This window comes from Chryseobacterium echinoideorum, assembly GCF_007474535.1.
GTDB lineage: Bacteria > Bacteroidota > Bacteroidia > Flavobacteriales > Weeksellaceae > Chryseobacterium > Chryseobacterium echinoideorum.
In genome coordinates, this window is the sequence record NZ_VKNW01000017.1 from 34,523 (window position 1) to 54,277 (window position 19,755).

Genomic DNA, 19,755 nt, shown 5'->3' on the forward strand with positions numbered 1-19,755 from the left:
AATTTAAATTTTATGTTGACTAAAGAAAAGGTTCAGAATTTCCTTAAAGAAATAGAAGTAGATGATTTGGTAAATAATTTTCAGATTATGGGAAATGATGTCTATATTGATATGACTGCTCATTCCCCGGCAATGCACGAAAAGAAAAAACTTGAAGCTGCAATGAAGCAGGCTTTCGCAAGCGAATTTGGAGAAGATATTAATTTAAAACTTAAAATAGTTTCGCCTGAACCAAGTGAAATTCAGCAAAGTCAGATCAAAGGCAAGCAAATTCCTGGAATTCAGAATATCATTGCTATTGCATCTGGAAAAGGAGGAGTAGGGAAGTCAACAGTTTCTGCCAATCTTGCGGTAACTTTAGCGAAAATGGGCTTTAAAGTAGGTTTATTAGACGCAGATATTTATGGACCCTCAGTTCCTACAATGTTTGATACGGAAGGACAAAAACCAATCTCTGTAGAAGTTAACGGAAAAAATTTAATGAAGCCTATTGAAAACTACGGTGTGAAAATGCTTTCTATTGGATATTTTTCAGGAGCAAATCAGGCAGTAGTGTGGAGAGGTCCCATGGCTTCAAAAGCTCTGAATCAAATGATCAGAGATGCTGCATGGGGAGAATTAGATTTCTTGTTAATTGATCTTCCTCCGGGAACTGGTGATATTCATTTGTCTATCATTCAGGAGGTTCCCGTAACGGGAGCGGTGATTGTAAGTACCCCTCAACATGTTGCTTTGGCGGATGTGAGAAAAGGGATTGCGATGTTCCAGATGGAAAGTATCAATATTCCTGTTCTTGGATTAGTGGAAAATATGGCGTATTTCACACCGGAAGAATTACCAGACAACAAATATTATATCTTTGGAAATCAGGGAGCTCAGTATTTGGCAGATGATTTAGGAATTCCTGTTTTGGGAGAAATTCCTCTAATTCAGAGCATCAGAGAAGCAGGAGATGTCGGAAGACCGGCTGCATTGCAGGAAGGCTCAAAAATTGCTGACATTTACACAGAAACTGCAAGAAAAATGGTAGAAAGCCTGGTTGAAAGAAATAAATTTCTTCCTCCGACAGAAGCCGTAAAAATTACAACTATGGCAGGTTGTTCACCAAAAAAATAATGTAATTTCAAATATAATTTTTGAAAAACCAAACCAAATATGGAAATAAAAACAACACACGAAGATACAGTAACTAAAGTGATGGAGGCATTAGACAGCATTCGTCCGTTTCTTAATAAGGATGGTGGAGATATTGAACTGATTGATGTGAAAGATGAAACAGTTTTTGTTAAACTTCTAGGTAATTGCTCAGGCTGTTCTCTTAATTTTTCTACACTTAAATTAGGCGTAGAAAACACCATCAAACAACACGCTCCCGAAATTGAAAAGGTAGTTAATGTAGAATAAAAATAAAACAAACGATATATTTTTAGAGACAGATCTGTAAAGGTTTGTCTTTTTTTTGCCCAAAACTTATAAAAATTCTTTTCTGAAATAAAAAGCCGCAGTATAAATACTGCAGCTCACTTAATAAAAACTATAAACTGTAAAAAAACTATGATAAAAATTTAGTAATTATTTCGTTGAGTATTTCAGAGTGGGTAACATTTAAACCGTGAGGTGCGCCTTCAACTATCATAAAATGATTATCGGGAATTCCTTGTGCAGCCTGTTTACCGGCGGTTTCAATAGGAACAATCTGGTCACTGTTTCCGTGTACAATAAGCGTTTTCACGGTAACATTAGCCAATTCTGGTCTGAAATCTGTATTTGCCCAGCTTTCCGCACATTTTAAGGTGGCTATTGGTGATGCACATGAAGCAATATTCCAGTCGAAATCCAATTGTTTCTGGCTTACCGTTTGAGTAAGCAATCCGTAATTATAGAAATTTTTGTGAAATGTCTCCAGAAAGGAGACTCTGTCTTGCTTTAAATTCTTCATGATTTCAGCCAAATCTTCCGGTGGAACTCCGTGCGGATTGTCTTCTTTCTGTTGAACCAAAGGAATGATTGAAGAGATTAATGCTACTTTATCAATGTTTTCAGAGCCATAATTGGTGAGATAACGTACAACTTCTCCGCCACCCATGGAAAACCCAAAAAGAATAACATTTTTTAGTTGAAGCTGAGAAATTAATTCATGCAGATCTGCTGCAAGAGAATCGTAATCATATCCATCTAAAGTAGGTGAAGATTTCCCGAAACCTTTTCTGTCATAGGTAATGACTCTATAACCCAAATCAAGAAGTACAGGAATCTGAAGTTCCCAGGATTTTCCGCTCAGCGGCCATCCGTGGATAAGAATAATAGGCTGTCCTGATCCAAAATCTTCATAGTAAAGTTCAAAACTTTTGTCGTTTTGTTTTGTAATGTAAGGCATATCTATATTTTTTGGTGTGATACATTCAACACAAATTTTGAGCCAGCTGAAGTGTTATTTTAATCTTTGCTGTCTTTTATGCTAATTTTATAACAATTTGTAACATTTTTATTCCACAGATACTAACTCTACAGAGTACAATCAGAATGACTTTACAACAAAGGGAATTTTTTAGAAAAGATTAAAAAGCATAAAGGAATCATTTATAAGATTTCTAAAATGTATATGGACGATCAGAGTGATCGGGAAGATCTTTTTCAGGAAATTACCTATCAGGTTTGGAAAGCCTACCCCGGTTTTAAGGGAGAAAGCGAATTTTCTACCTGGCTTTACAGAATTGCTCTTAATACTGCGATTATGTTTCTGAGATCTGAGAAAAGAAGAAGTTTTATAACGAATGATGATTTTTCGGACTATAGAATCAAAGACGAAGAATATGATGATGAAAAAGAAGAGAAGCTTTCAAAAATGTATTCTGCTATCAATAAACTTAATCCCATTGATAAAGCATTTATATTTTACTACCTGGAAAATTTTTCGGGAAAAGAAATCGCCCAACAAATGGGAATATCAGAAGGAAATGTACGGGTAAAAATGAACCGTGCAAAAAATAAACTCAAAGAACTTTTAAATTAAAAATCGGGTAATATTATAACAATTATTGATATGAATATAGATGAACTGAAAAATATGTGGAATGACGATCAGTCTGAAAAGATTCCGGAAATCAATATGGAAGATAAAAACCGCATTCATCTTCCTTTAGAAAAGATAAGAAAGAATATGAAAATGGAGTTTTGGTCTACTCTTGGTATTTTTATTTTTGCTTTTGCGCTGATTACTTTTTGTGAAGCTCCGTTTAAGTTTAAATTTTACATATCAATCCTTATTGCTTCTATGATTTTTGTGACGGTATTTTTTTTCACAAAGTTTTTCAAACTTTACCGAAATATGACCAATATGAACCTCAATACTCTTGAAGGTTTAAAAGATCTCATGCTTCAACTTGAGCTGAATAAGCAGTATTACTTATCCTTTTATGTCGCTTTTGCTCCTTTTTTGGTTTGCGAACTGCTGATTGTTCTGGAGTTTATTCCGCGACCGGTTCCGTTGTCTGATTTGCAAATTGCTGTTACTTTAATTACGACATTAATTGTCAGTATTTTTCTGCTTTTCATTTTTGGAAAATGGTGGTTCAATAGATTTTATGGTCAGTATATTAAAAAAATCGAATCACTTTTTTTGCAGCTTAAAAATAATTAAACAAAAAGCGGCTGAAATGATCTATCTGCCGCTTTATTTATTTTTAGAATGAAATGAAAATTACAAAATCTTAGAAACTTCATTACAAAGCCATTCCAACAGTTCTAAATCTTCTTTTGTAAAAGGATCTAAAGTATGAGAATCAATGTCTATCTGCCCGATATTTTCTCCATTCTTAAAAATCGGAACTACAATTTCCGCTTTTGTATCAATAGAGCAGCTTAGATAATTGTCCTGCAAATGTACGTCAGGCACTATAAATGTTTCATTGGAAACGGCTACCTGTCCGCAGATTCCTTTCCCATACGGAATAATGGTATGATCGGTTTCAGCTCCTACATAAGGACCTAATTTCAGCTCGTTTTTATCGCCGTTTTTGAAATAAAACCCCGTCCAGTTGAAGTAAGAAATTTCCTGATCCAGTAAGTGACAAACTTTCTGAAGTTTTTCTTCAGTATTATGTTTTGGACTTTCCAAAATAGATGAAAGTCTTTTTTTTAATTCAGACATTTTTATAATTTTTATGAAAATTGTTTAAGGGAAAGCTCATTTTTAAAGCCGAACATTCCTCTTTCCTTAATCATTTCTGCGACACCTTCCGGTACCTGATTTTCCCATCCGTTCATATTGCATGAGATTTTTCTGAGAATCTCTCGTGAATAAATTTCCAAAAACTGCGGATTGTAATTTTTAATATCTACAATACGGTTGTTGAGTTTGAAATATTTGTAAAGTTCTTTCAGATTTTCCTCTACTTTCAGATTAGAAGAGTCCAAAAGCTCGTGTGTTTCAGGGTCTTTATAAGGATAGAGATAAACTCTCATTCCGTTTCGGAAAAACTTCCCGAATGCTTCCAGAATTCCTCCTGAAAGATCTTTGTAATACTTCTCATCAAACACCATCAGAAGATTATTTACTCCCATTGCAACACCGATATCGCCGTTGGTATAATGTGAAAAATAATCAATCAGCCTGTAGTATTCAGAAAAATTAGAGATGATTACTGTGTAACCCAATTTACCCAATACATCCACACGGTCAAGAAAATCTCTTTCATCAATGTCTCCGTCTGCTCGTAAATTGGAAATGGTAATTTCTATCAGGATTTCGGTTTCTTCATGAGTACAGATAGCATCTTTCAGGAACATATCCATTCCATTTCGGAGCATATCAATATTTACCTTTGTTACCGGTCTGAAGCTTCCTCTTACCGCAAAAATATTTTTTTTGTATAAAATATCTGCCGGAAGCATATTGTTTCCTTCAGAATTGAAAATCACAGCATCGGTCATATTGTTTTTAACGAGCTGTAGAGACATCAGTCTGTTATCAACATAAGCGAACGCCGGTCCGCTGAAGTCAATCATATCAATTTCCAGATTATCTGTTGCGATATCATCATAAAGAGACTCAATGAGTCTTCTTGGATTGTCATAATAAGTAAAAGCCCCGAAAATAAGATTTACACCAAGATTTCCTAAAGTTTCCTGCTGTAAAGTGGCATCATTTTCTTTAAATTTTACATGAATAACAATTTCGTTATAATCTTCATTTTCCTTTACCTGAAAACGGATTCCAACCCAGCCATGACCTTTTACTGTTTTGTCAAAATTGATGGTGGTAACGGTATTGGCGTAAGAGAAATATTTTCTTCCGGGATTGCTGTCTCTGGAAATTCTCTCCTCAATAAGTGATACTTCATAACGAAGCATTTTTCTGAGTCGGTTTTGGGTAACATATCTGTTTTTTACCTCTTTTCCGTAAATAGCGTCACTGAAATCTTTGTCGTAAGCCGACATTGCCTTTGCAATTGTACCCGAAGCTCCTCCTGCTCTAAAAAAGTGTCGAACGGTTTCCTGTCCAGCTCCAATTTCTGCGAAAGTACCATAAATAGTAGGATCTAAGTTAATTGTTAATGCTTTTTGTTTAGGAGTTAGTTTCTGATACATTAGGACATTAAATTTTTCGTAAATTTACCAAAATTAAAACAACCTCAAAAGAAATGAAGTTGAAATTTTTAGGAACAGGAACATCGCAAGGTGTTCCGGTGATAGGTTGCCAATGCGAGGTCTGTACGTCAGAAAACCCGAAAGATACCCGCTTTAGGGCATCGGTGATGATAACAACCGACGAGAATAAAAAAATTCTTATTGATTGCGGACCGGATTTCAGACAGCAGATGCTTTTAAATCATGAAAATCATATTGATGCAACACTTCTTACCCATGAGCATAATGACCATGTGATCGGATTGGATGATATGCGTCCTCTGATTTTTAAAACTGGTAAAAATATGCCTATTTATTGCATGAAGAGAGTAGGAGAGGAAGTTAAAAACCGTTTTCCTTATGCGTTTGCTGATGAAAGATATCCAGGGGCGCCGGCTTTTGATCTGCATGAGATAGAAAATAAAAAATTTACAGTATTAGATACAGAAATACTTCCCATTGAAGTTACCCATTTTAAGATATCAGTTTTTGGATATCAATTTAAAAATCTTGCTTATATCACCGATGCAGGCTCTATTTCTGACATAGAAAAAGAAAAACTGAAGAATCTGGATGTTTTAATTTTAAACTGTATACGAAAATTTGATCCTCATCCAGCACATTTTATTCTGCCGGATATTTTAGAATTATTTGAAGAGCTGAAACCCAAGAAATTATTTTTAACCCATATCAGTCATCATTTTGGGCTGCATGATGTTGAAAATAAAGAACTTCCTGAGGGAATCAGCCTTGCTTACGATGGTTTGGAGATTATTTTTTAAAGAAAATTTGATAAAAAGTTTTTGGAATAGTAAAAAAAGTTTCTATATTTGCACACCGATTTACACAAGCCCAGGTGGCGGAATTGGTAGACGCGCTGGTCTCAAACACCAGTTCTTAGGAGTACCGGTTCGATCCCGGTCCTGGGTACAAAAAAACCTCTGAAATCTTTAGATTTTCAGAGGTTTTATTTTATCTCGCTTACTGTATTATTCTTTATCTTCTTCATTATTCATATAAATCCAAAAATAAGTATCTTCGCTTTTTAAAAATACTTAACAATGAAAAGATTAATCTCCGGATTATTTGTTTTTTTTACTGTTCTTATATTAGCTCAGGAAGGAATTAAGTTTGAAGAAATTCCGTTTAAAGATATGCTTGCCAAAGCAAAAAAGGAAAATAAGCTTGTTTTTGTAGATGCGTATGCTTCATGGTGTGGTCCGTGTAAAATGATGGAAAGAAATGTTTTTCCTCAGAAATCTGTAGGAGATTTTTACAATAAAAATTTTGTGAATGCACGTATTGATATGGAAAAAGGAGAAGGAAGAGAAATTGCTGCCAAATATGGAGTAAGATCTTATCCTACCTATTTGTTTTTGAATGGTGACGGTGAACTGATTTCTCAGAATTATGGATATATGGAACAAGATATGTTTGTTGCTATGGCGCAAAATATAGATTCTCCAATGAATAAAAAAGGTTCGTTAAAAGAAAGATTCGCAAAAGGAGAAAATGATCCTGAATTTTTGATAACCATCATGAAACTTAATTCTAATTCTGATGTTGATTTTGCTAAAAAAGCTTCTGAAAGATATTTCTCTAATAAATCTAAAACAGAATCCCTTACAAAAGATGAGGTCGGATTTTTACTTTTTTTTCTGAAATCAACTGAAGATTCCAACTATAAAATATTTTTAGACAGAAAATCAGATATTATACAGTATTTTCCGGAGCAGAACTATAATGATTTTAAAAATCAGCTTGTTTTGGCAAAAGTAGTTCAAGAGTCTGTTGATGAAAAAAATAAAAAAATCAACGATAATTATTTCCTGAAAACTGCCGAACCTCTTGTTGGAAAGGAAACAGCCTTGTTGAAGCTTAATCAGACGAAATTAGCTTATTATGAGCAAAATGCAAATTTTCAGGAATATGAAAAAGCAGCATTGGAATATTATAAAAATACAGATGCTTTCGATACGAACGAACTATTAAAAGCTGCATGGATTTTTTCTGATCATGTTAAAAATATATCATCTCTCAAAAGAGCAGCAGAATGGGCAGAAAAATCGGTTATGAGAGGTGAGACTTCAGAAAATACCTATATTCTGGCAAAAATTTATTTAAGTTTGGGTAACAAAGATCTGGCTAAAAACTTTGCCGAACTATCGAAGGATATTGCTGCAAAAACAGGAAAAGACTCAGGTTTAGCTCAAAGTCTTCTTACCCAGATAAAATAAAAGACAATGAAGATTCAATTTTTTATTCTGCTTTTTGCAATGCTTTCTTTTTTTAAAACACAGGCGCAGGAAAAATCTGATTTTCAGAATATTGATAATTCAGAAAAAAAACTTTATATAAAAGGTAATGCTTTACTTATTCCGATCGGGATTGTAAATGCAGGCTTGGAGTATCAGCTGAATCATAAATTTACGATGCAGGGCGACGTTTTAATTTCTCCCTGGAAATCTTTTGCAGGACATGAGTTTCAGTATTACTCGTTATCATTGGAAGGACGGTATTATTTTAAAGAATCTTTCCAAGGGTGGTTTGTTGGTGCTAATATTGCGGCATCATCTTTTGTGCTTCAAAAATGGAATTACTGGAGTGATGAGCTTTATCCAAGCAAAAACGAGGAAGGTGTAACTTTTATCAAATCAAATTTTTACCAAAAAGGATATTCTGTTTTGTTTGGAGCCACGTTAGGTTATCAGTTTAAACTTTCTGAAAACTGGCGGATGGATGTATACGGAACAGTAGGTTCGTCGCAGGATTTTTATAAAGGGTACGACAGAATATCAGGAAAAAGATATGACGAAAAACCTGACGGCTACAATAGAAGTGGAGAAATACTCCCTTATCGTGGCGGAATAATGATTTCTTACCGTCTGAAATAATTATATTTATTTAACTAAAAATAATATCTACAAATGAAACTATTTGGAAAAAACCATCTTATCATTTCTGCAATTACCTTTGTCATTCTTTTTTTGATGAATTATTTAGGCAACAGCGAAGCAGATAAGCTGGAAAGAGCATTGATGATTGCCGGAGCAGGTGTTATAGGATTGTCTTTAGGATTGATTATTATGAATAGAGGAAAAGACGATAAAACTCCGCCTCAAAATTTTGATTAATCACTTTTTTTGATTATTTATTTTCCTGGGATTCAATTTCTTTAAGCTGTTTCAAATTTTTATCTAATCTGTTCATGATGATTCCGTAGACTAGCCTATAATAAATCCAGATCAGCATTACACACAAAACTGTACTTGCAATTATCCCAACGATAAATCCGGTAAATTCCGATCCGCTTAGTTTGATGTGCTGTGTATTCAGGATATAAAATACAAATCCAGTTAAAACTAAAATTAAGATGATAAGCAAGCCGATATTGGTAAGGATAAAGGCGTTTACTGTCTTTTTGAATGTGATGATCCTGATGATAAATTTCTTCAGATCTTCTTCAATTTTTATCTTTCGGTAATTCAGGTAAAATATAACCACAAAAAAGCCGGTTACCAGCAGACTTAGAATTTTGATCAATAAATAAATATTATCGAGCTTATTTTCGAGTTCCATATTTTTCTGAACTCCCATTTTTTCTAAAATTGAAAGAAAACTTTGTGAATCATTGCTTTTAACGATATAAAATAACCCTAAAATACTAAAAAATAAAAATTCGGCCACGCTGATCCAGAAAATATACTTCATGTAGTTGCGCGATTTTTTATTGAGCATCTTCAGGATCTCATTTTGATCATATTTTGACTGTACAGGTTGTTCCTGCCATGTTTTCTTAAAGCTGTCTAAATCAAATTCAGGCATGTTTTTCCATTTTTTCTTTAAGGACTTTTTTGAGTCGGTTCATTTTTACCCGCGCATTAACTTCGGTAATTCCCAGATTTTCTGCAATATCTTTGTACGGCAAATCGTCCAGATACATCATCACAATGGCTCGTTCTACATTCGGCAAAGTTTTTATAACAGTGTAAAGAAGTGAAATTTGATGTTGCTTTTCATCATCATCTTCTACAAAATCCCGATGATTGATGTCAAGCTCGTTGGTCTGTATACTTTTGGTTTTTTTTCTGAAAAGAGTAATAGCGGTATTGAGCGCTACACGGTACATCCATGTTGAAATTTTTGAATTACCTTTAAAAGAGTCATAACTCCGCCAAAGCTGAAGTACAATTTCCTGAAAAAGATCTTCTTCGTCTTCAAGAGAATTGGTATAAAGACGCGAAACTTTGATAATCAATCCCTGATTATCTTTTACAAGCTGCGCAAACTCTTTTTCTTTTGAAGCCAAAACAAATTTTATAACTGCACGAAGATAATAATTATTAGTCAATTGTGATTTTACTTCGTAAGTGAATTGTAAATTTTATTTTTTAATTCAATTGAAAAGTTTCAAAAATTGACAACGAAGTGAATTGACTGTTCATCATTCACAAAATATGAATTACTATTCACATTTTACATATCTTTGCAGCCACGAGAAAATCGGCTTGTTGATTCTCATTCAATTGAGGGTAGGAAAGTCCGGACACCATAGAGCAGCAAAGCGGATAACATCCGTCATCCGTGAGGATAGGACAAGTGCAACAGAAAGCAGGTACAGTTCGGCTGTAGTGAAACCAGGTAAACTCTTTGCGGTGCAATGATAAGTATATCGGTTCTTTTCAGTAATGAAAATAGGGGCGGCTCGTCCTGAAAACCGAGGGGTAATCAGCTCAAGTTTTGCAGTAATGTAAAACGCAGATAAATAACAGGCACTTTTTTTAAAGTACAAAATCCGGCTTATAGATTTTCTCGTGATTTTTAGCTGGAAGTTTTAAATACAATTAGTAACTCCCAGCTTTCTTATTTTATTCGTTTTCCAACTGTTTTTTAGCCTCTTCCAGATCATTTAGATCTTCTTTCGAGAGTTCAGGAAATTTCAGATCCATTTTTTTCAAAGTATCAATGATGATCTGTATGGCAGAAAGTCTTGCAAACCATTTATTATCAGCAGGAATTACATACCAAGGTGCATGATCTTTTGATGTTTCGTTGATGGCTTCTTCGTAATACTTCATATATTCATCAAATAAAGCTCTTTCAGGAAGATCAGAAGCAGAGAATTTCCAGTTTTTTTCCTGCTCATTAATTCGGTCAAGAAGTCTTTTCTTTTGTTCGTCTTTTGAAACATGAAGAAATATTTTAACAATGGTGGTTCCGTTTTGAGCAAGATGTTTTTCAAAATTTCGGATGCTTTCGTAACGGTTTTCCCAGAATTTTTTATCGAAATCATTTACTGATTGCCATGTTTTTTCGCTTAAATTATATTCTGGATGTACTTTGCAGACCAAAACGCTTTCATAATGCGAACGGTTAAAAATTCCGATCATTCCTTTTTGAGGTAACGCTAAATAATGTCTCCATAAAAAATCATGAGAATATTCTTTTGAACTGGGAGTTTTAAAACTGGTTACATTGCATCCCTGTGGATTTACACCGCCAAAAACATGTTCTATAAGGCTGTCTTTTCCCGCTGCATCCATTGCCTGAAGAATCACCAAAAGAGATTGGCTTCCGTCTGCATACAGTTTTTCCTGATGTTCTCTGAGTTTTTGTTTTTCTTCATTAAGAATGGTGATACCCTCGTCTTTTGTAAGCGAACCTTCATATCGGGTTGATATTTTCTTGATCGAAAAATTTTCTTTCACCATAAAATCATCTGAAAAATTTTTATCCATTCCTATTTTTTTATCTAAAGTAACAAAAAAAACCGTCTCATCAAGACGGTTTAGATATTATAATAATTTAAAATTAATTTTTAGCAGCTACTTTTTTTGCTGTTTTAGCAGCCTTTTTCTCAGCTTTTGCTTTTGCTTTCATTTCAGCAGCAGTCAATGGTTTAGGATCAGGAGCATTAGGATTTACATCACCTTTGATGTAAATTACACTTCTGCTGTTTACAGGATCATTAGAAAAAACTTCAATCATTTTATTGAAAGCCCCTTGAGAAGCTGTATTGTAACCTACTTTTATTTTTGCAGATTTCCCTGGTAAAATAGGAGCCTGGCTAAATTCAGGAGTTGTACATCCGCAAGAAGGTTTTACGTTAGAAATAATCAGAGGCTTATCACCTGTATTAGTTACTGTGAAAAATCTGTTTCCGTCAGAATTTGGTTTTATTTGACCATATTCGTACGTTGTTCTGTCAAAAGTAATAGTTTGTGCAGATGCTAGTGCAAAAGTTCCGAATAGTGCAATTCCTGCGATTAATTTTTTCATATTCTTGAATGTTAATATGTTTGTTAGATAAATTTTGAGGAACAAAGTTAAAAATTATTTTAATTAATGCTTACATTTTTTTACTTTAAGCTATTTTTGCAAATCATAAAGAAAAGAAATTAAGAATTTATGCAGATTTCAGAAAAGTACAATCCAAAGGAAACAGAACAAAAGTGGTACAATTACTGGTTGGAAAACAAGTATTTTCATTCAGAACCAAATGACAAGCCGCCTTACACTGTTGTAATTCCTCCGCCAAACGTGACGGGGATTTTGCACATGGGGCATATGCTCAACAATACCATTCAGGATATTCTGGTCCGCCGTGCAAGAATGCAGGGCTTCAATGCCTGTTGGATTCCGGGAACAGATCACGCTTCTATTGCTACAGAAGCCAAAGTCGTTGCTAAACTGAAGTCTGAAGGAATCAGTAAATCTGATGTTACTCGTGAGGAATTCTTAAAACACGCTTGGGAATGGACGGATAAATACGGAGGAACAATCCTTGAGCAATTGAAAAAATTGGGATGCTCTTGTGATTGGGACAGAACCCGTTTTACCATGGAGCCGAAACTTTCTCAGCAGGTGATCAAATCTTTTGTTGATCTGTACAATAAAGGACTGATCTATCGTGGTTACAAAATGGTTAACTGGGATCCTGAAGCGAAAACCAATATTTCTGACGAAGAAGTAATCTTTAAAGAGCAAAACGGAAAATTATATTTCTTGAAGTATTTCATTGTAGGTTCAGAAAAAGAATTTCTTGATGTTGCAACGACGCGTCCCGAAACAATCTTTGGTGATGTTGCAATTGCAGTAAACCCAAATGATGAACGCTATAAACATTTAATAGGAAAATATGTAAATGTTCCAATAGCTTTGAGATCAATTCCAATTATTGCGGATGAGTATGTTGATATGGAATTTGGAACTGGTGCTTTAAAAATTACTCCAGCTCATGATCTAAATGATTATGAAATAGGGAAAAAACATGGATTTCCGTTAGATTTAATTATTTTGGACGATGAGGGTCGTATAACTTTTGACAATCCAAAATATAATGGAAAAGATAGGTTTGTAGTTAGAAAGCAAATAGCTGAAGAATTGAAGGAATATGGCCTTTTACTAAAAGCAGAAGATTATGTAAATAAAGTAGGAACTTCTGAAAGAACAGGTGCGGTGATTGAGCCTAAAGTTTCTGTACAGTGGTTCCTTAAAATGTCTGAAATTGCAAAACCAGCTTTGGATGTTGTAATGGATGATGAGGTTAAATTTTATCCTGAAAAATTTAAAAATACCTATAAACACTGGATGGAAAACATCCGTGACTGGAATATTTCCCGTCAGCTTTGGTGGGGACAACAGATTCCGGCGTTCTATTACGGTGATGGAGAGAATGATTTTGTCGTTGCTGTTGATAAATATGATGCGGTTGCAAAACTTGAAGAAGAAAAAGGAATCATAGTAACTCATGAAGACCTTCGTCAAGACGAAGATGTTCTGGATACTTGGTTCTCTTCATGGTTATGGCCTATCTCTGTATTTGATGGCTTACTTGATGAAAATGATGATGAATTTTTTAATCCTGAAAATAAAGACATCAATTATTATTATCCGACTTCAGACTTGGTGACAGGTCCTGATATTATTTTCTTTTGGGTTGCCAGAATGATCATGGCAGGATTGGAATATAGAAAAGAAGTTCCTTTTAAAAATGTTTATTTCACAGGGATTGTAAGGGATAAAATTGGCAGAAAAATGTCTAAGTCTCTTGGTAATTCTCCGGATCCGCTAGATTTGATGGAACGTTACGGAGCCGATGCCGTAAGAGTAGGAATTATGATGAGTTCTGCTGCGGGAAATGACCTGAAATTTGATTCTGAACAAATTGATGAACAAGGAAATGTTCTTACAGAAAAGCAGATAAAACAAAGAATGGATGAAGGTAAAGATCCAATTTATACTTCGCCTCTTTGCGATTTGGGAAGAAATTTCGGAACTAAAATCTGGAATGCTTTCCGATTAATTAATATGTGGAATCATGAAGATAAATCTGCAAATTCTACCGAGATTCAGACCATTGAATGGTTTGAAAACCAATTGAATAAATCAATCGTTGAAATTAATGACCAATTTAGCAAATTCAGAATTTCTGATGCTTTAAATTTAATTCAAAAACTAATTAAAGATGATTTCTGCGGATGGTATCTAGAAGCAATAAAACCAAATTATGGTGAAGGGATTTCTAAAGAGGTCTACAATAAAACAATTGAGCTCTTTGAAGAATTAATGAAGTTGCTGCATCCGTTCATGCCTTTCTTAACTGAGGAATTGTGGCAGGCTATTTCTGAAAGAAAAACTAACGAAGCGTTGGTGATTACCCAGCAGAAAAAAGCAGAATCGTTTGACGAAGCAATTATTAAAAACTTTGAAATAGCATCTGAAGTGATTTCAGGAATTAGAAATTATCGCCAGACAAAAGGAATTTCACCAAGAGAAGGAGCAGAAATCTTTACCAATGCTACAGAGTTTAAGAACGAAGATGTTATTAAAAAATTAGCCAATGTCTATGAAATTCATTTTGCGACCAAAACAGATAAACCTAGCTTTACATTCTTGGTTGGCGCAACAGAGATTTCAATTCCTCTAAGTGAAAATTTAGACTTTGAAGAAGAAAAAGCTAAAACAGAAGAAGAACTAAAATATCTAAAAGGATTTTTGATTTCTGTAGATAAAAAACTTTCCAATGAAAAATTTGTTGCCAACGCAAAACCTGAAATCGTGGAAATAGAGCGTAAAAAACAAAAAGATGCTCAGGATAAAATTGCAATTCTTGAAGAGAAGCTGAAAAGCTTGTAACGCTTAGACTATGCTCAGCGTGACAATCTTGAAACCGGATAGACTAATAATTTTAATCTAGCCTAGAATTAATAATGACACACTTAGAAAATATACAAAAACTCTTCTCTAAGGACTTTGTAGAAAGCCCGTTACTGGAAAGTTTTGAAGTAGGAAAAATATATCTTCCTACCGGAAAGCTGGTTGCTTGTGATCCTTTGATCACGAATGATATGCAGCCGTTCTCTGCCAATTTCCCAAAGGGGGATTTTCAGGTTATACTTCACAAAGAGCGCGAAAGCAATTGTGTTGCTTACACAGAAATTGTTTTCAGCGAAGAAAAAATAACTTCATGGAAAATGGCAACCACAGGAAATCAGCATACAAAAGATTTAGCCGAAGGAGAGGTTTTTGGTTATCCTGTAGAAAGCGGAATGGGATGTTTTATGGATTTTGAAACTCAGGAGCAGCTTAATCTTTTGGAACAAAAGCTTTTCAAAAGAAAAGGAGATGATTTCATGGGAATTTACGAAGAATTTTTTCACGGACATTTTTTTGATGAAAACGGAGCTATAGATCAATTTGCATTTTTAAAACCCAATGAAGAAAACCCCGGAAATATTATTGCCTTTGAAACAGGTTTCGGAGAAGGCTTTTATGCCAGTTATATTGGTTTTAATGAAAAAAATGTCCCTGTAAAGGTGGTTACAGAATTTATAGAGATATTGGTAAATTAAAATTACTTACATTTAGACCAAATATTTTAACAAGCTAAGATTTAGAAATGAAATTTTCATCACAACAACCAAAAATCGTGGTCATAGGCAGCTGTTCGCTTGATTTAGTTTTATATACAGATAAAATTCCGTGTGGCAGCGAAACGGTAATGGCTCATCATTCTGAAAACTTTTTTGGAGGTAAAGGTGCCAATCAGGCTGTCGGAACAGCAAGATTGGGAGCTCATGTTTATTTTGTAGGCTGTGTAGGAGTGGATCCGTTGGGACAGCAAATCATGCGAAATCTGGTGAATGAAAATGTAAATGTAGGTTTTGTTTCTGAGACAGATCAGGCTCCAACAGGAATTGCGTATGTTACCAATTGTAATGGAGATTTTGCCATCGTTGTTGATCCTGCCGCCAATACTTATCTCGGTATTGAAAACGTAAAAGATGCAGAGAAGTATATTGCAGAATCAGATTTGATTTTACTACAGCTTGAAATTCCGATGGAGGTGGTAGAGTTTACCGTAAAAATGGCAAAATCTTATGGTAAAATGGTTGGACTTTACGCGTCACCGGGGAAAAGGCTTAATGATGAAATTTTAAATTCTATTGATTTTATTATTGCCAAATCAAACGAGCTTTCTGTAATATTTGGAGAAGATGAAAGAGAAAAAATGCTCGAAAAATACTTTAATAAACTGTTTGTAAGAGACGAAACTAATTCTACCCTTTATTTTAACGGAACAGAGATGAAATACTTCCGCAATGAAAATGATGATATGATTTACAAAATGGGAATGGGAGATGCTTTTACTACGGGTTTTTCTATCGCTATGTGTCATAAAAATGCTATTGAAGACTGCGTGAAATTCGGAAACCTTGTTTCATCTAAAGTTTCTTTAGGTAAAGGCGCACAAACAGCTTTACCTTATCTTAAAGATGTAAAGTAATTTTATTTGCTGCATATTGAAAAATATATTTTCATAAAGAATTTTAAACTAAAATTTCCACATTTGATGTGGATTTTTTATTTCTGAATCATGCGTAAAATTAATCTTATCACAGATCAGCAAAATCATCTTACTGCACATCTTTTTCTGCCGGAAAAGTCTAACGGGAAATTCTTAGTCATCAATTCTGCAACCGGTGTGAAGCAGCAGATTTATTTTTCATTTGCTCATTTTTTGAAAGACAGTGGCTTTACGGTGATGACATATGATTATTTCGGAATCGGAATGTCAAAACCTAACTCAATTAAAAACTGTGATGCCTCTATGAAATCCTGGGGAAATTCTGATTTTAAAGCAGTGACAGATTATGTGATAAAAGAATTTAGTAATTACATAAAATTCTGTCTCGGGCATTCTGTGGGAGCTTTGTTATTAGGTATGAATAAAAATTCTGATGTATTCAAACAATTTGTTTTTGTGGGAACTCAAAATGCTTATGTAGGAAATTTAAGGTTTAGAACAAAAATTGAGGCTTACATTGGGTTTGGAATAATACAACCACTCACAAGTTTTGTATTGGGATATTTTCCCGCAAATTGGTTTGGCTTGGGAGAAAGTTTGCCTAAAAATTGTGCTTACGACTGGAGAACCTTAATTTTGAACCGGAAATCTACCAATAAACTTCTTGAAGAAACAGAAAATCATTCTCACAGATTAATACAGAACGTTCTGGTCTTATATGCTGAAGATGATGATTGGCTTACGGAAAAAGGAGTAGAAAGCTTATTACAGAAAACTTATCCCAATTTAAAGCCTGAATACAGATTTTTGAAGGCTTCGGAATCTGATAAAGGTCAAATTGGGCACATTAATTTTTTCAGAAGCTACAACAAAAAACTTTGGAATATTGTCTTAAATGAAATCCGAAGTTAATTGGTGAAAATTCCCCTCCAATGGAGAGGTGGTGAAAATTCGTGAGAATTTTTGACGGGGTGGTTTAAATAATTACATTAAAGTTAATTTTAAAATGGACAAAATCATACAAAGCACAATAAAATTTGTAAAAGAAAAGCTGGAGGGAGCTGAAGCCGGTCACGACTGGTTTCATATTGAAAGGGTATGGAAGCTTTCCCGAAAAATTGCCGAAAAAGATTGTAATCTTGAAGTTGTAGAAATTTCTGCCTTGCTTCACGATATTGCGGATCCTAAATTTCATGATGGTGACGAAACATTAGCATTAAAAATTTCCAAAGAATTTTTAGAAACTCAGAATGTGAGTGAAGAAATTATTCATCAGGTTCTTTTTATCATTCAAAATATTTCTTTTAAGAATAGAGGAGAAGTTTCTGAAAATCTGCCAATTGAATTAAAAGTTGTGCAGGATGCTGATAGAATAGATGCTATTGGTGCTATTGGAATCGGCAGAACATTCAATTTTGGAGGTTTTAAAAATAATCTGATGTATCATCCCGATATTCAGCCAAAGTTGAATATGTCGAAAGAAGAATATAAAAAATCTAATGGAACAACCATCAATCATTTCTACGAAAAACTTTTGCTGTTAAAAGATTTGATGAACACGAATGAAGGCAAAAAAATAGCCGAAGAAAGACACGAATTTATGCTAGCTTTCCTCGACCAGTTTTTGAGAGAATGGAATGTTGATTAGAAACTTTCTAATAAGTATCTTTGTCAAATGGGATTTATCATTTTTGTCATTTTTCTATCACTTATTTTTTCGCTTTTTTTGTCAAAAATCAAAAAAGGGGCTGTAGGTCAGTATGCGAAAGTTTTCAGATTTGCGACGGTTATTTTTTCCATTGCAATTTTTAGTTATTGGTTTGTGAAAAAATCAGCTGTTAGTATTGTAAATGATTCTGTTTCGTTGCAGGTTATCAATAAACTTCCTCAGACATTAGATTTTTATGTGATTAATCTTAACAATCTCGATCGTAATTTGCCTGTTGAAACGCAGCATATCGGAAAGATTCGTCCCGAATTTTACAGAATTGAGTATCTGAAAATGAATAAATCTGATGAATACTGGGTAGTAGGTTTTCTGGGTAAAAAAAATCTGGTTTATTTTTCTCAACATGCTTTGCCCAATAAGAATATGGATCAGATTGTTGAGGTGCAGAACTACATCAATCAGAGTGAAAAGCTCTCAGCCATAGCCAAGAAAGAAGTTGAAAACCATAATTACGAAAGTATGCAGTTGGGAATTTGGGTAACTCTTTGTTTTCTTCTGATTTTTTTGAATCTTGGATTATTATTTAAAAAAGAAAGTTTAAAATAAAGATGGCGGATTATCTTGCGCCATTCTTGGAACGGTAAGATCGGTTTTCCATTCCTTATTGATTTTTTCAATAAAATAAGCTGATAAAAGCGGTGATGCTTTTTCAACATTTTGATGCACAAAAAAATATAAATTCTGCAATCCTTCTTTTTTCCATTGTGTAAGATGATCCAGCCAGTCATCTAATCTTTCGTAATCACTTTCATGGTTGGCTCCAACATATCTTACAAAAGCATGAGGAGTCGTCAGTCTCATATGAAGCATATCTCGTCTCCCGGCTGTATCTACAATAATATTGGTAATTTGGTTTTCCTCAAAAAGCTGACAGGTTTTATCTAAAATTTCTTCATCCGTAAACCATTCTGTATTTCTGAGTTCAATGGCTAAAGGAACTTCTTTTGGCCATTTATTGACAAACTGTTCCAGTCTTTCGTAATCTTTTGGTTTAAAATTATCATGCAACTGCAGAAAAACCATTCCTAATTTTTCATCAAAATTTAATACTGTAGTTGCAAATTCTGTTACTACATCATCAATATTCAGAAGTCTTCGGAAATGGGAAACAGTATTGGTGATTTTTGGGAAAAATTTAAAATTCTGAGGTGTTTTCTCTTTCCATGTTTTTATCTGTTCCGGAGTTGGCATTCCATAGAAGGTAGCATTTAACTCAATAGAATTGAATTGTTTTGCGTAGTAAGTAAGCTCATCTTTTGTTCCTCTCGGATAGAAGCCCTTCAGGTCTGTTTTGTTCCACTTTGCACAGCCAATTGATATGTTTTCAAGACCTTTCTTATTCTTTTTCAGAATTTCTTTGGTTCTTGAATGGTCTTTTGGTAGTGTAAAATCTATTTGCGAAGGATCTTCAACTTGTCCGAATTTCATTGTGTAAATTTTGATGATTAGTCTAAACAAATATAAAAATAAGCTTTTAAATTTCTCTAATAATTTCACAATAAAAAACTCCCTCTTCGGGAGTTTTTATCATTTTAATTATGTTGGTTCTTAATTGCTTTCCTTTAGCTTCTTTTTCATTTTAGCTCGT

The 19,755-nt window shown here is 34.1% G+C and carries 22 protein-coding genes, 1 tRNA gene and 1 other RNA gene; 16 read left to right on the plus strand and 8 right to left on the minus strand.

Going from position 1 to position 19,755, the window contains the following annotated elements:
* Positions 1 to 12 precede the first annotated feature (12 nt).
* The gene (locus tag FOL89_RS16900; RefSeq protein ID WP_144283931.1) at positions 13 to 1,116 is read left to right on the plus strand and encodes an Mrp/NBP35 family ATP-binding protein; all 1,104 of its coding nucleotides are present in this window, start codon (positions 13 to 15) and stop codon (positions 1,114 to 1,116) included.
* A gap of 39 nt (positions 1,117 to 1,155) precedes the next feature.
* Positions 1,156 to 1,404 (plus strand): NifU family protein, encoded by a 249-nt coding sequence (locus FOL89_RS16905; protein WP_144283932.1) that lies wholly within the window; start codon positions 1,156 to 1,158, stop codon positions 1,402 to 1,404.
* Between the two features lie 148 nt (positions 1,405 to 1,552).
* Here FOL89_RS16905 and FOL89_RS16910 read toward each other — a convergent pair whose 3' ends face one another.
* On the minus strand, positions 1,553 to 2,377 hold the full coding sequence (locus FOL89_RS16910) for an alpha/beta fold hydrolase (protein WP_144283933.1): 825 nt from the start codon (positions 2,375 to 2,377) through the stop codon (positions 1,553 to 1,555).
* Positions 2,378 to 2,602: 225 nt separating this feature from the next.
* On the opposite strand from FOL89_RS16910, the gene FOL89_RS16915 reads away from it, so the two are divergent.
* Positions 2,603 to 3,013 (plus strand): RNA polymerase sigma factor, encoded by a 411-nt coding sequence (locus FOL89_RS16915; protein WP_394344724.1) that lies wholly within the window; start codon positions 2,603 to 2,605, stop codon positions 3,011 to 3,013.
* A 30-nt stretch (positions 3,014 to 3,043) separates the two neighbouring features.
* The gene (locus FOL89_RS16920; protein ID WP_144283935.1) at positions 3,044 to 3,640 is read left to right on the plus strand and encodes a hypothetical protein; all 597 of its coding nucleotides are present in this window, start codon (positions 3,044 to 3,046) and stop codon (positions 3,638 to 3,640) included.
* Between the two features lie 60 nt (positions 3,641 to 3,700).
* Here the strand turns inward: FOL89_RS16920 and FOL89_RS16925 are convergent, their stop codons facing one another.
* Together FOL89_RS16925 and FOL89_RS16930 are read right to left on the minus strand one after the other, a co-directional pair.
* Complete coding sequence (locus FOL89_RS16925; RefSeq protein WP_144283936.1) at positions 3,701 to 4,150, minus strand: GAF domain-containing protein; 450 nt, start codon at positions 4,148 to 4,150, stop codon at positions 3,701 to 3,703.
* An 11-nt stretch (positions 4,151 to 4,161) separates the two neighbouring features.
* Positions 4,162 to 5,589: a TonB-dependent receptor gene (locus FOL89_RS16930; protein ID WP_143885618.1), complete on the minus strand. Its 1,428-nt coding sequence runs from the start codon at positions 5,587 to 5,589 to the stop codon at positions 4,162 to 4,164.
* Positions 5,590 to 5,642: 53 nt separating this feature from the next.
* On the opposite strand from FOL89_RS16930, the gene FOL89_RS16935 reads away from it, so the two are divergent.
* From FOL89_RS16935 to FOL89_RS16955, 5 genes are all read left to right on the plus strand, one after another.
* Complete coding sequence (locus FOL89_RS16935; RefSeq protein WP_144283937.1) at positions 5,643 to 6,410, plus strand: MBL fold metallo-hydrolase; 768 nt, start codon at positions 5,643 to 5,645, stop codon at positions 6,408 to 6,410.
* A gap of 68 nt (positions 6,411 to 6,478) precedes the next feature.
* Positions 6,479 to 6,558, plus strand: a tRNA-Leu gene (locus tag FOL89_RS16940).
* Between the two features lie 131 nt (positions 6,559 to 6,689).
* Entirely contained in the window at positions 6,690 to 7,865 is a 1,176-nt protein-coding gene (locus FOL89_RS16945) for a thioredoxin family protein (protein WP_144283938.1), read from the plus strand.
* A 6-nt stretch (positions 7,866 to 7,871) separates the two neighbouring features.
* Positions 7,872 to 8,522 carry a DUF3575 domain-containing protein gene (locus tag FOL89_RS16950; RefSeq protein ID WP_228444950.1) on the plus strand — a complete coding sequence of 217 codons (651 nt, stop codon included), beginning with the start codon at positions 7,872 to 7,874 and terminating at the stop codon, positions 8,520 to 8,522.
* 33 nt (positions 8,523 to 8,555) lie between these two features.
* A complete protein-coding gene (locus tag FOL89_RS16955) occupies positions 8,556 to 8,762 on the plus strand; it encodes a hypothetical protein (RefSeq protein WP_144283939.1) in 207 nt (68 codons plus the stop codon).
* A 13-nt stretch (positions 8,763 to 8,775) separates the two neighbouring features.
* Here the strand turns inward: FOL89_RS16955 and FOL89_RS16960 are convergent, their stop codons facing one another.
* Entirely contained in the window at positions 8,776 to 9,453 is a 678-nt protein-coding gene (locus tag FOL89_RS16960) for a beta-carotene 15,15'-monooxygenase (RefSeq protein WP_144283940.1), read from the minus strand.
* The gene (locus tag FOL89_RS16965; protein ID WP_144283952.1) at positions 9,446 to 9,937 is read right to left on the minus strand and encodes an RNA polymerase sigma factor; all 492 of its coding nucleotides are present in this window, start codon (positions 9,935 to 9,937) and stop codon (positions 9,446 to 9,448) included. The genes FOL89_RS16960 and FOL89_RS16965 overlap by 8 nt, the downstream gene beginning before the upstream one ends.
* Positions 9,938 to 10,123: 186 nt before the next feature.
* On the opposite strand from FOL89_RS16965, the gene rnpB reads away from it, so the two are divergent.
* An RNA gene (gene rnpB / locus FOL89_RS16970) (RNase P RNA component class A) lies at positions 10,124 to 10,447 on the plus strand.
* Between the two features lie 49 nt (positions 10,448 to 10,496).
* Here rnpB and FOL89_RS16975 read toward each other — a convergent pair.
* Entirely contained in the window at positions 10,497 to 11,366 is an 870-nt protein-coding gene (locus FOL89_RS16975) for a polyphosphate kinase 2 family protein (RefSeq protein WP_144283941.1), read from the minus strand.
* A gap of 73 nt (positions 11,367 to 11,439) precedes the next feature.
* A complete protein-coding gene (locus FOL89_RS16980; protein ID WP_144283942.1) occupies positions 11,440 to 11,907 on the minus strand; it encodes a DUF1573 domain-containing protein in 468 nt (155 codons plus the stop codon).
* Between the two features lie 129 nt (positions 11,908 to 12,036).
* Here FOL89_RS16980 and FOL89_RS16985 point away from each other — a divergent pair, with 129 nt between their 5' ends.
* The 6 genes from FOL89_RS16985 (at position 12,037) to FOL89_RS17010 (ending at position 18,713) form a co-directional block, all read left to right on the plus strand.
* The gene (locus FOL89_RS16985) at positions 12,037 to 14,766 is read left to right on the plus strand and encodes a valine--tRNA ligase (protein WP_144283943.1); all 2,730 of its coding nucleotides are present in this window, start codon (positions 12,037 to 12,039) and stop codon (positions 14,764 to 14,766) included.
* Between the two features lie 74 nt (positions 14,767 to 14,840).
* Complete coding sequence (locus FOL89_RS16990; protein ID WP_144283944.1) at positions 14,841 to 15,482, plus strand: DUF4241 domain-containing protein; 642 nt, start codon at positions 14,841 to 14,843, stop codon at positions 15,480 to 15,482.
* A 47-nt stretch (positions 15,483 to 15,529) separates the two neighbouring features.
* Entirely contained in the window at positions 15,530 to 16,417 is an 888-nt protein-coding gene (locus tag FOL89_RS16995; RefSeq protein ID WP_144283945.1) for a ribokinase, read from the plus strand.
* A 90-nt stretch (positions 16,418 to 16,507) separates the two neighbouring features.
* Positions 16,508 to 17,350 (plus strand): alpha/beta hydrolase family protein, encoded by an 843-nt coding sequence (locus FOL89_RS17000; RefSeq protein WP_144283946.1) that lies wholly within the window; start codon positions 16,508 to 16,510, stop codon positions 17,348 to 17,350.
* Positions 17,351 to 17,444: 94 nt separating this feature from the next.
* Positions 17,445 to 18,086 (plus strand): HD domain-containing protein, encoded by a 642-nt coding sequence (locus tag FOL89_RS17005; protein ID WP_144283947.1) that lies wholly within the window; start codon positions 17,445 to 17,447, stop codon positions 18,084 to 18,086.
* A gap of 78 nt (positions 18,087 to 18,164) precedes the next feature.
* Positions 18,165 to 18,713, plus strand: a complete 549-nt coding sequence (locus FOL89_RS17010) for a hypothetical protein (protein WP_228444951.1) — start codon at positions 18,165 to 18,167, stop codon at positions 18,711 to 18,713.
* Here the strand turns inward: FOL89_RS17010 and FOL89_RS17015 are convergent.
* Positions 18,705 to 19,595 carry a DUF72 domain-containing protein gene (locus FOL89_RS17015; RefSeq protein WP_144283949.1) on the minus strand — a complete coding sequence of 297 codons (891 nt, stop codon included), beginning with the start codon at positions 19,593 to 19,595 and terminating at the stop codon, positions 18,705 to 18,707. The two genes, FOL89_RS17010 and FOL89_RS17015, sit on opposite strands and share 9 nt — an antisense overlap.
* Between the last annotated feature and the right edge of the window lie 160 nt (positions 19,596 to 19,755).